Origin of the sequence: Vibrio sp. YMD68 (assembly GCF_029958905.1) — a bacterium.
GTDB lineage: Bacteria > Pseudomonadota > Gammaproteobacteria > Enterobacterales > Vibrionaceae > Vibrio.
Genome location: NZ_CP124613.1, coordinates 1120700 through 1132354, shown reverse-complemented (window position 1 = coordinate 1132354; position 11655 = coordinate 1120700). Strand labels below are relative to the sequence as shown.

Sequence of the window (11655 nt, the reverse complement as noted above, 5' to 3'; positions counted from 1 at the left end):
CATCATAAACACTGCAAAATATGGGGGTTCATTAAAAACAAAGAAGTGAAGTTTATCATGTTGTTGGCTAAAGCGAGTATCGGACGTAAGTTACTTTTTGCCTTTTCTGCAATGGCAATGATACTGCTGCTCTCGGCGCTTGTCGGGGTATTGGGTTTTTCGTATGTGGCGAATACGGAACGCAACGTCGTCAACAGAACCATCCCGTCTATGATTGAGGCACGGAAAGTGTCTGAACTCAGTGCTCGAATCATCACCTCTGTCCAAACGTTATCAAACGCGCAATCTGAGCAACAGCACAAACAGGCAGGGCAGGTCTTGTTTGGCCAATTGGAAACGCTGCTCTTCCATATTACTCAGCTAGGTTCCGATGCTTTCGACTCTGCGTTACTGGATGCGCTTGCTCATGATGTTCAAGTCATTATTGATTCGTTGGCAAACCTCGGTTTAGCCGTTGAACAGAAGCTTCAATACTCTAACCAGATTAACGAACAAGTGGTATCAATGCGGAAGTTGGCTTCTGAACTTGAACAACTCGCCCGTACTCAAGTATTCAATACCAGTACCGTGGCTGTTGCCAATGTGACGCATATTTACGACCTTTTGGATAAGAACGAACCCAGCCTGGTGTATCAAGCGCTCGATGATTTAGTCGAAATTGATTTGGATTTATCAGAACGTTTACACGAATTTCATTTATTGGCGTTTAAGGCGCTTAATCAGATTGAAGAGATCCAGTCCATTACCGACATTGCTCGAATTGAGCTCATAAGCCAAGAATTTTCCCATAACGTGTCTATCATGCAAAGACGAGCAAGAGTGGTTGAGGATCCAACCCGATCTCGACAGATGGCCTTTTTATTAGAAGGGCTTAAAGAGAATAGTCAGGTTTTTGAACGGCTGAAATCACGTCACCAGACACAGCTATTACTCCAGCAATTGATGCAAGAAAATATGCTCGAAATGGCGACGCTCAATAACACGGTGAACCAGCTTGTCGATGATTCAAACGCCTCGACTACCGCAGCCGTCGCGAACGTAAAATCAACGTTGAATTCCGCACAGTGGACGTTGACCCTATTGGCACTTATCGGTTTCATTATCGCTGTGCTGATTGTGTGGCGAGTGGTCTATATTCAGGTCGTTAAACGTCTGGATGAATATTCCTCCGCTTTGCTTTCGATTGCTAATGGCCAATTGAATGTTCAGGTAAAAGTTTCTGGTCATGATGAACTTGCCGATATGGGGCGAGCCATCGTCACAGCAAGAGATACTGCTCAGGCATTACAAAAAGCGGCGGTCAGAGAGTCTGCGGCCAAACAAGCGCTGCAAGATCATAAAGAGCATTTGGAAGAGTTAGTGTCAGAAAGAACAGGGCAACTGCAAGAATCTAACAACAAACTGAATGTGGCAGTTGCCGATCATGCGAAAGCAAGAGAGTCGGCAGAGCAAGCCAATCGCGCTAAATCTGCGTTTTTGGCTACCATGAGCCATGAAATCAGAACGCCGATGAATGGGGTTTTGGGTACCGTCCAGTTGCTTCAGGACACACGATTAAATGACCGGCAGAATCACTACGTCGAAGTGATCAATCGAAGTGGTAAAACCTTGTTAGCCATTTTGAATGACGTTTTAGATTACTCAAAAATTGAAGCGGGCCATTTGGATATTCGCCCAGTCACATTTAATCTGCACGATGTTGTTCGCGACAGCCACCAATTATTTATGGGCAAAGCGAATGAGAAATCGTTGGACTTAAATCAGTGTATTGAAAGTGATATTCAGCCTTTATGGCAAGGCGATGCCACTCGTATTAGCCAAGTGCTTAATAATTTGATTGGTAATGCCATTAAGTTTACCGACAGCGGATACGTGGATATTTACATTCATATGACGCAGGAAGATGACCGCAGTGGGCATGTTGTCTTTGAAGTCAGTGATTCGGGAATAGGGATAGCCAATGATGATATGCAAGGGCTGTTTGATGCATTTACTCAAGCGAAAAAACACGATGCTTCACTCGGCGGCACAGGGCTGGGCTTAGCGATCAGTCACCGACTAATTGAGGCAATGAACGGCACGTTAAATGTGACCTCAGAACAGGGGAAAGGCAGTTGTTTTCAGTTTGAACTGCCTTTGTTGAAAAGCGATGAACAACAAATTAACCGTCATGCGGAACTGAACTTGTTGGGCGGCAGTCAAGGGAATGAACAAAATAGCGCTCTGCGCCCATTACGAGTGTTATTGATTGAAGATAATCCAGTCAATAGCATGATAGCGGAAGGTTTTTTACGCAGTATGGGGCATCAAGTCGTTGTTGCAGAAACCGGTTCAAAAGCAAGAGCGCTATATTCGAAAGCAAGAACGCTATATTCAAAAACAAGAACGCCCTATTCAGAATCGTGCTTAAGTGACCAAAAAAACAAAGAACAAAACGCTATTTCCCCTTCCTTTGATGTCTTATTGATTGATATTAATCTCCCCGATTGCTCTGGGGTTGATCTCTTAGCGGAATTCAAAGCGATCGGTAGTGACACCCCAATGATTGCGGTTTCCGCGCATGTTTTCAAAGAGGAGGTTGAAACCTATTTAGATGCTGGCTTTGATGGGTATCTACCCAAACCACTGGAACGAGACTCCCTTAGGGCATTACTTGGGTCAATTTTTCTTAATGGAACCGCTCTCGATGAAGCCGTTCTTGATGGGGCAGCCCTTGGTGATTCGGTCCTTGAACAAAGGATCTATGATCAAGTCGTTTCATTTCAAGAAGGCCCAGATAAAGAGATCCTAGATCAAGAAAATACGGGTCAAACAATTGAAAAGAAAGGAATTATAAATACAAAAATAGTGTCCAGCGATATTGAGGTTCTGGGCATTGAGAGTGTCACTAAGATAGTGGCATTATTTGATCAGGGGAGTGCAGAAGCACTCAGTAGTTTAGAGAACGCTATGAATGCACGAAGCCAGAGTGAAGTGAAATCCATTGTTCATAAGTTGAAGGGTTCAGCTTCTAGTTTAGGGTTAGATGCTTTGTACCAGCTCTGTGTTGATATTGAAAAAAGCGCGGATACATTGTCGTCTTACTCAAGTGTTGAAGCCGAACTTGAACAAACGATTCATCAATCGAAACAGGCGCTTGAAAACTTACTTACTCAGACGAGCGCTTAGGAGAACGCAGAGTTCAAACGCCGACTGAGTAAGTAATCTGAAGGAATTAACGATCCCAGTAGGTTTCTTCTAAGCTATCTTCTCGTTCTGGAAGTGATCTTGATAGACGAGGCGAGTGTTGTGTTAATACCTCATAACTGACACGGTTAGCGTATTTACAAATTTGTGATAGCGAAGAGTAAGTTAAATACGGGTGGTCGTGTTTGGCCGAATTCGGGACATTCGACTCGTGGTAACTGTTCGCGGCCATGTCGTGCAGTAAGGCTGACAGGGCTCCATCTCCGGCACCATTGGTGTTTTTAATCTCTAGCGGCCCACCAAGATATGGCCCAATATGAGAGTAAATTTTTACAGGGTTCGTGCAATCTGATTTTCGCATCGCTCGGCTAAATTCGAATTCATTAAATTCTGGAATATTTCCTGGCAATAACGCAAGCTCTGTTAAACGTTTAGCAGAATCATCCACGTATCCCGCCATATACAAACCGACAGGTCCTGCCGTACAAAGCACGAGATCCACCCACTGAAGCGCTTTATCAGCGGCGAGTAGAGGATCCTTTTCACCAGTTAGTGCTTCGCCTTCTTCTTCGTTCATCGCAATAATCGTGACATTTTCTTTAATGTATTCTTGCCACCATTTTTCTGCGCCTTCAATCACATACTTAGTCCCTAGGGTAAGGACAACCGGTATGTTTTTCTTTTTCGCAATTTCAATTGATCGAGCCACCGCTTGAGGCATAGGATCTTCGGGTTTACCACGCATTAGGTAAGAAGAAACAACCAGTGCAGACGCTTTGTCGAACACATCCTCAGGAACACTGTCAGGACGAAGTTTGTTCATGTGCCCTTCGTTAATCGCAAAGGTACGTTCACCATCTTCGGTAATCAGCGTGTAGCAACGGCCGATAGGACCGTCGACCATTTGCAGATGATTCAAGTTCATGCGTGAAGAGGTACGGCAAAGGTAGCGGTACGCATAAGAACCGACTTCAATATTTTTCGACATAACGCCAAGCAATACTGATTTACTGTCGGCAAGAACCGAGTAGTTGTGAAGCGTATTACCGATGGTATCACCAGGGTATTGGTGCGTAATGAGCTCTTTCTCAACCAGTTCTTGATACAGTTCATCGGCTTTACTTTCTTCTAAAACCAATGAATGCCCTTTACTGAGTTCATACTTTTCTAAGAATTCAGTATCGACTCTCGCTTCGATATCTACGATCGTTTGACCAACACCAACAATGATTGGTCGGTGCAGCTTTGGTGTTTGTTGAATTTGATTGACCAAAGGATCTCTAGCATGAGTAGGGAAGTAGTGCTTTGACTTGCGTTGTCCGGGAAATTTCATGGGAAAAGAACGGTTGAGGATTTTGTTGAATTATATCACACAATAAAACTTTCGTTACATAGAATTACAGTAATTAAGAGAGGCTCATGGGAACAATCATCCCATGAGCCTGGCAAACTTTAATCAGTCAGAGAAGCTTGGAGTCACCTATAAAACTAATGTCACTTAGTTGGTTTTCGCATCACCCACATAGCTGTTGTAGGCTTTTGTTCCCCACAAAGGCACGGTCGATAGACTGTGTTTGAAGCTGCCCTCGGTTTCTTTGGTCGTATACGACAAATAAAGCAGAGTTTGATTTTCAACGTCGAAGATGCGTCTCACTTTCATTGTTTTAAAGAAAATGCTTTTAGACTGTTTAAACACAACTTCACCGGATTTACTCTTATCAATCGTCGCTAGCATTTCTGGGGTGATATCACCAGTTTGACGACAAGATATGGAACTGTCACTCGGATCAGAAAGACTTAAGTTCGCTTCTACAGAGGCGATGTGGCAGGTGACGCCAGGGATTTTATCGTCATCCAAATTTGATATTTTAATGTCTTTTAGGGTAAAAATCCCTAAACTGACGTCGCCAACTTCGTTTCGGTCACAGCCTGTAAGCATGAGTGCCAGCGCCGAAATCAGTGCTATTTTTTTGATCATTAAAGTAAGCTCTTGTAAAAATTAATACAGTGATCAGTGTATAAGAGTTAGACAGTTTAGGGAAACCTGTTTAGCTATCTAATTGGAAGAGAGTATATGTCACGCATTTTCGTAGCGTGAATTTTCGGACCCATAAACCATTCCCAAGCGCGAGATGATAATAACGCTTGTAGGGTTTAGCGAGTGTCGCTATTCTCGAAGAACTGTTCTCGCTCGGAAATAAACATGACTATCAGATCGTTACCCATTGCTGACATTAAAAATCAGTGGTTATCCCAGCACATTGATGTGAAATTTCCGACCAAAGAAAGTGTAGCGGGCTGCGCGTTGTATCAGCGTTCTCTTGAGGCGCGAATTTACCAGGTTTGGCAGCCAGACCCAACCAATGATGGCAATGCTTTTGGCCTACAAGAGATATACCTTGTGGATTTTCATCGCTTAACGGTCATGTTTTCGATTTTGCAATCGCAACAATGGGTAGATGAAAAAGAACAGGCCGAAGTATTGGAATTCTTTACTCAAATTATCCTATCTCCCCCTTGTGATCTCTACGTTGCTTTCAACGATGGGATACCCGCTGCAGCGGCAATAGTGACCCAAACAGACGATTCCATTTTGGTCTCTGATATTGTATTGATCTCTAATATTGTGGTTGCTGGTGAGCAAGTTAATGACCATCTTGCCCTGTCGTTCGCTTCACAGCTTATTAACCAAATGTATTGCGCAGACATCGACACTAAAACGATTTATATCGAGAAAAAGTGAAACGTTAGTTTTCAAAAGAGTGACTAAGCCTTAACTTTCCATTATTCAACGGCATGATATTAGCTTTGTGTTACCTAGCTCCTTTTTTAGTAGAACACTTTTAATATGATGGAGTGACTCTTAGTTGCGAGGTTAACTGATGGCTCAAAGTATAAAATGCGTTATTTTTGATTGTGATGGGACTTTAATTGATAGCGAAAGATTGTGTTGCCAAGCGTTAGTCAACGTTTTTGCACGGTTTAACATTGAGCTTTCGCTTGAGGATGCGCTGAGTCAGCATGAAGGCGGCAAGTTGGCCGATGTATTGTCAACGGCCTGTGAACATCTAGGTGTCACCATCTCTCTTGATACATTAGAGCCACTCTATCGGACCGAATTGAAAATTCTTTTTGAAAAAGATCTTAGGCCGATGAAAGGGGCCAAAGACTTGCTCGATTATTTAAGTAATAGCGGGATTGAGTACTGCGTGGTTTCGAATGGGCCTTTAGAAAAGATCCAATACTCCCTTGATCTAACTTGCCTTCTACCTTATTTCAAGGGGAAAATGTTTTCGGCATTTGATGCCAATAGCTGGAAACCAGATCCAGATTTAATTTGTTATGCAGCAATGAACATGGGGTATTCTCTTGCAGAATGTATCTACGTCGATGATACGCCAAAAGGAATAGAAGCGGGCGTGAGCGCAGGCGTTAAAACGTTTCTACTCGGCAATGCTCATAATCACAACCCCCAAGTAGAAACATTCACAGAATTACCATCGATTAAAACTTGGCTTAATTAACAGCACAACCTATCGGGTGTATGATTTTACTGTTTAATGAAGCGGTTGGCAGTATGAGTGCAGCTTGTATTGTAGAGACATGTTCAAGGTGAGAGCCGCAATGGGCGCAAAATATGGTTTCGTTGTCCTCTGATATTAGAAAGTCGTCGCTGGCACATAGTGGGCAGCACGTAGGTTCATTTTTTATTTTATTATTATTTTTCATATAGTATCTCGGCAGCGTAATACACCTTGATTTAGGTGCATGAATCTATCTTAGCCTACATCTCACTTTGTTAAATGCCTTCGTTGTTTTGCATATAAACTTTGAGATGCATTTCATATATTTGTTACTTTTCAGTAAACTTTTTAACAGAGGGCGTCAGGTTTGGTGCGCTTGATAATGTGTATTTTTGCCGCAGGGCTCATGTCGTTGTTGGCAAAAATTATGAATAACTCGACAAATACGCCACAGTGCTTTTCAATTAAGAGAAGACTTCCCAACTAGCTACTCTATGACTGAACAACATGAACTGGCAGCCTGCTTTCAAACTTACATGGAAAACCCACTGGTTTGGCCGATATTGGAGGTGCTGAAAAAACAGCCCTCGGGTTGGAAAGTCCATACTTTAGCGGCCCATATTACTGAGCTAGGGTTTGTACCTATTCTTGATTCACAGCCAGAAAAAGACCTATTCAAGCGTAATTTTTTGATGATGAATGCGCTCTACCAACTGCAGGAAACCTTATACCCTGAGAGTTGGTTGCAGGTTCAAGCTATGGACATTGCACTGTTGTCGCATGTCAATGTTGCCCAACACACCATAGATACGAGCGACCCGTTACGAGACTATTACACACAGTGGATAAACTACGAAGCAGAAGAGGGCGAAGTGAAGCGTCTGCTTAATGAGTTTTGGTCACGCTATCGTCAATTTGTGGGCAGTAAAGATGGTCAGGATATGGACAGAGCAAGAGCGTTAACTCTGTTTGAATTGCAACCCGATGCCAGTGCTGCTCAAATTCGTAAAACGTGGCGAAAGCTTGCGCTCAAGTGGCACCCTGATAGAGACAATGGAAACGCGGAACAGTTTAGAGTGTTGTGTGAAGCTTGGAATATCCTTAGGCACTAAATCTAGGAGTTCTAAGTAAAAAAAAGATGGAGAGCAATCCCCATCTTTTTGTATTTTAACCTGAACATTCAATGCTGAAATGTTAAGCCTAGACACTGAGCCTAGACATTGAGCTTAGACATCGAGAAAAGAGCCCGATTAATGATTTGGCTTGAATTGCGATTTTCTCATGCGGTTAAGCGCCGCCATTACATCAAGAACACGAGGCTTTGCAAGATCCCCATGGTTGGGCATATTGACGTGCCAATCATCGTTTAATAATGCGCGGATAGAGTTAGCTGGCGTTGCACACCACCCTGGTGTTTGAGCAAACTGAAACCATGTCCAACCGATAGCGTTAAGTTCAGAATTCGACTCAAGTTGCTCTAGAGCAGAAATATCGGTGATCTCCTTACCAAAGCGAAGAGAGTCTGTCCCTTTTGCGGAAACACGGAACTTTCCATCAACGAGTAAAGTTTGAAGGGCAGCGCAATGAATTGAACGAGGCTTATAGTTTTCAAGTGGCGTTTCACACTCATTGGTTCTTTCTGTTGGGTGTTGCAAAATCACTTGCTTGGCTTTCTCTGTGACATCAACCGGTTGATAGTCGTGCATTTGAATCACAGTGTCAGCAACATCCAAATAATCGCCAGAACCCCCCATGACAACAATGGTCGAAATATCAAGAGAATCACGTAATTGACCAATGCGATCAACGAGAGGTGTAATCGGCTCTTGCCCTTTTGATACCAATGCCTGCATGCGTTCATCGCGTATCATAAAGTTAGTCGCTGAGGTATCTTCATCGATCAATAATGCGCTAGCACCAGCTTCAATCGATTCTTGTAACCAAGCCGCTTGAGACGTTGAGCCAGACGCATCTTGAGTTGTAAATTCTGCGGTATCTTTGCCCATTGGCAAGTGATTGATGTAGTTAGACAGGTTGAGGTTATGAACACAACGGCCATCTTCTGCGCGGATCTTCATTGCTTCAGGATCGGTCACAATACCTTCACGGCCATCCCCTGGGATATGGTTGTAAATCGAGCGTTCAATGGCGTTAAGCAGTGTTGATTTACCATGGAAACCGCCACCAACAATAAGCGTAATGCCTTTTGGAATGCCCATGCCAACGACATCGCCTTGGTTTGGCGTTGTCAGTGATACCGTTAACGCGTCGGGCGCTACAAATTTAACCGCATCTTTCATTGGCAAATCACAGTTACCTGCAATACGTGGAAGAATACTGCCATTGGCAATAAATGCGGTTAGATTATTTTCTGCAAGTTGAGCGCGCATCGCGGCTTGATCTTCAACGACCTGACAATGTTGGATCATTTTGTCTTTAGCCAACTCTCGATCAAGTGTGCATTTACGAATGAATTTAGGCAGATAAAACGTGATGATGTTAAGTGCTTTCTTCGCTAATATGCTGCGACCGTCCGCGGGTAAATTGATGCGAAAGCGAATTTCGATACCTTCATCGGTAAAAACCACGGCGGTATTATCGAGCACGGTTTGGCCAGAGTGGGCGATGCTGACGTTGTTGTCTTGTTTCGCGAACTCAGCAAAACTGCGTGCGATGAAATCTCGAGCGGCAATTTGGTAATCAGTCGATTGTTCTTTTAACCATTCTAAGCCGGTTAATGACCATGCGCGTGTGGCACGGAATCGAGAGGCAGAGGCGTACGGATCAGCTTGGACATGGTCAATATGTAACACAAAGTCACCGAAGTCGTATTGGCCTTTAATCTGCTGATACGCTCGATAATTTTGCTTTTCTAGTTTTTTAAGGACAGCGGTAAGTTGGTCCATATCCAATTTGCTCACATATAAAGATAAAGGCGGCGATTATAGAAACCACCGCCTAGAGAGTAAAGACAATTCAGTACATTAATGCGGTACCGCTATTTGCCCGTTGCCTGGTTGATTCTGGCTCAGTAAACCAAGTTCAAATTCATCACAGGGCATTGGCCTTGCGTATAGGTAACCTTGCCCAAATTCACACCCTTCACTAATAATGAACGCTTCTTGCGCGAGAGTTTCTATCCCCTCGGTTGTCACGCGTAAGTTGAGCTTTTTCGCGACGCTAATAATGGAACGAACAATGGCCCGATCTTCTTCACTATTTTCGAGTTGTTGTATAAAGCTTTTGTCTATTTTTATACAGTCAAAAGGGTATTTCTTAAGGTATTGGAATGAGGCGTACCCTGTGCCAAAATCATCAAGTGACAGTGTCACGCCTAGTTCGTGAAGAGCCAATAGGGTGTTGCTCGCTTTGACCTCATCACCGATGAGCCCACTTTCTGTCACCTCAAGCTCTAAGTAGCGAGCAGGCAGTTGATAGGCATCAAGCAGGTCTTTTACTTGTTGTGAAAAGTTAACGCTTTGAAGTTGCATGGCCGAAATATTGATCGCGACTTTAAAGTCGCTCACATGATTCGCCCATTGCGCCGCTTTTTCTATTGCTGAACGAAGCACAAAGTTTCCGACCTCAAAAATAAGCCCATTTTGTTCTGCGATGTGGATGAGTCGTTCATTGGATATGTCGCCCAATATTGGGTGACGCCACCGCAGCAAAGCTTCCGCACCTGTCCAACGGTGACTCGTTGGGCAGACTTTGGGTTGGAAATAGAGCAGTAAATCATCGCTTCTTACTGCTTGTAAAAGATAACTTTCAAGCTGATTCATATGACTGTGATTATCAGAGAAAGCCTGAGAATAAAAACTGAATTGATGCCCTGAGTCCTTACACGATAACATGGCCTCAGCTGCATATTTGAGTAGATCAGCGCTTTGATTGGTATCACTTGACGTCGCAATACCAATATAGGCATGAAGGTGAACACTTTCTTGTTCAATCACAAATTCTGAATGCCCCACATCGACCAAAGTTTGGCAGAGTTTTTCCAGTGTTACGGCTAATTCTTTTGATTTTACAATAAGAACTAAGTCGGTCGAGGTCGGTCGAGCGGTGATGAGTTTGAGCGTTTGAATATTGGCACTCAAACGGTAGCGATAGTGCGTTAAAATCCTATCCCACTCTTTATAGCCATACTTCGATTGTAAGCGTCGGCCATTAGTAAAACCAATGTGCACTACCGCCAGTTCTTTTTCCTTTTCCGCTGCGATAGTCAGTTGGTTTGGCAGCTCTTTTTCCAACGCTTTGCGATTGAGGAATCCCGTACCAATATCGTGCAGTCTTTGATATTGAACTTGTTCTTCCGCTGCGCGTCTTTTATCGATTTCTTGGTTGAGCGAGTAGTTTAAGCTTGCGAGGTCTTGAGTCCGGCTGTTTACCCGGTTCTGCAATTCATTGTTGAGTCGTTGCAGTTTTTCGTGTTGATAGAGTGTTTCTAGCTGCGCTTCAACGGAGATACGAAAGCTATCGAGCAGGCGTCGATAGGTTGGCGTAAATGGGTTTTCTTTTTCATCGAGGATACAAATGGTGCCAAATTGTTCACCGGTTGGCCAATGGAGAGGCAAACCACAATAGGAAATCATGCCAAGTTCTATGTCTGGATTATCGTTCCACTCTGGATTTTTGTTCGCATTCGACACCAATAATTCAGCATCTCTGTTCATGACAGTTTCACAATACAGCCCTTGCCCTAGAGATTCTTTATCTCCGACATTATAGGGGTTAACCACATTGTTATTTTTACAGCATACTTCAATGGTTGTTTTTTTGACTCGCATGATCAATGCAGCAGGAACCACAACAATTTCTGAAAGTAGGTTAAGTGTGCTCTGCCAACCTGTATACATTGCGTCCGGAATTAACAGTTGCTGAGCATCGATCTTTGACATCTCTATTGCTCCCTTTTCATCAAAGTCTTCTGTGGCATCCAATG

At 43.5% G+C, this 11655-nt stretch carries 8 protein-coding genes; 4 read left to right on the top strand and 4 right to left on the bottom strand.

Going from position 1 to position 11655, the window contains the following annotated elements; all coding sequences use genetic code 11:
• Window positions 1-57 precede the first annotated feature (57 nt).
• The gene (torS, locus tag QF117_RS05045) at window positions 58-3168 is read left to right on the top strand and encodes a TMAO reductase system sensor histidine kinase/response regulator TorS (RefSeq protein WP_282386159.1); all 3111 of its coding nucleotides are present in this window, start codon (window positions 58-60) and stop codon (window positions 3166-3168) included.
• Window positions 3169-3214: 46 nt separating this feature from the next.
• On the opposite strand, the gene QF117_RS05040 is transcribed toward torS, so the two are convergent.
• Both QF117_RS05040 and QF117_RS05035 read right to left on the bottom strand, forming a co-directional pair.
• Window positions 3215-4519 carry an inosine/guanosine kinase gene (locus QF117_RS05040; RefSeq protein WP_282385102.1) on the bottom strand — a complete coding sequence of 435 codons (1305 nt, stop codon included), beginning with the start codon at window positions 4517-4519 and terminating at the stop codon, window positions 3215-3217.
• 165 nt (window positions 4520-4684) lie between these two features.
• Entirely contained in the window at window positions 4685-5164 is a 480-nt protein-coding gene (locus QF117_RS05035) for a CreA family protein (protein WP_017033692.1), read from the bottom strand.
• Window positions 5165-5389: 225 nt separating this feature from the next.
• Between QF117_RS05035 and QF117_RS05030 the strand changes: the two genes are divergently transcribed.
• The 3 genes from QF117_RS05030 (at window position 5390) to QF117_RS05020 (ending at window position 7822) form a co-directional block, all read left to right on the top strand.
• Complete coding sequence (locus QF117_RS05030) at window positions 5390-5929, top strand: flavodoxin (RefSeq protein ID WP_282385098.1); 540 nt, start codon at window positions 5390-5392, stop codon at window positions 5927-5929.
• 139 nt (window positions 5930-6068) lie between these two features.
• A complete protein-coding gene (locus QF117_RS05025) occupies window positions 6069-6710 on the top strand; it encodes an HAD-IA family hydrolase (RefSeq protein WP_282385096.1) in 642 nt (213 codons plus the stop codon).
• A gap of 494 nt (window positions 6711-7204) precedes the next feature.
• Window positions 7205-7822 (top strand): DNA-J related domain-containing protein, encoded by a 618-nt coding sequence (locus tag QF117_RS05020; RefSeq protein WP_282385094.1) that lies wholly within the window; start codon window positions 7205-7207, stop codon window positions 7820-7822.
• A gap of 138 nt (window positions 7823-7960) precedes the next feature.
• On the opposite strand, the gene QF117_RS05015 is transcribed toward QF117_RS05020, so the two are convergent.
• Both QF117_RS05015 and QF117_RS05010 read right to left on the bottom strand, forming a co-directional pair.
• A complete protein-coding gene (locus tag QF117_RS05015) occupies window positions 7961-9616 on the bottom strand; it encodes an ABC-ATPase domain-containing protein (RefSeq protein ID WP_282385092.1) in 1656 nt (551 codons plus the stop codon).
• A 78-nt stretch (window positions 9617-9694) separates the two neighbouring features.
• The gene (locus QF117_RS05010; protein WP_282386157.1) at window positions 9695-11611 is read right to left on the bottom strand and encodes an EAL domain-containing protein; all 1917 of its coding nucleotides are present in this window, start codon (window positions 11609-11611) and stop codon (window positions 9695-9697) included.
• Between the last annotated feature and the right edge of the window lie 44 nt (window positions 11612-11655).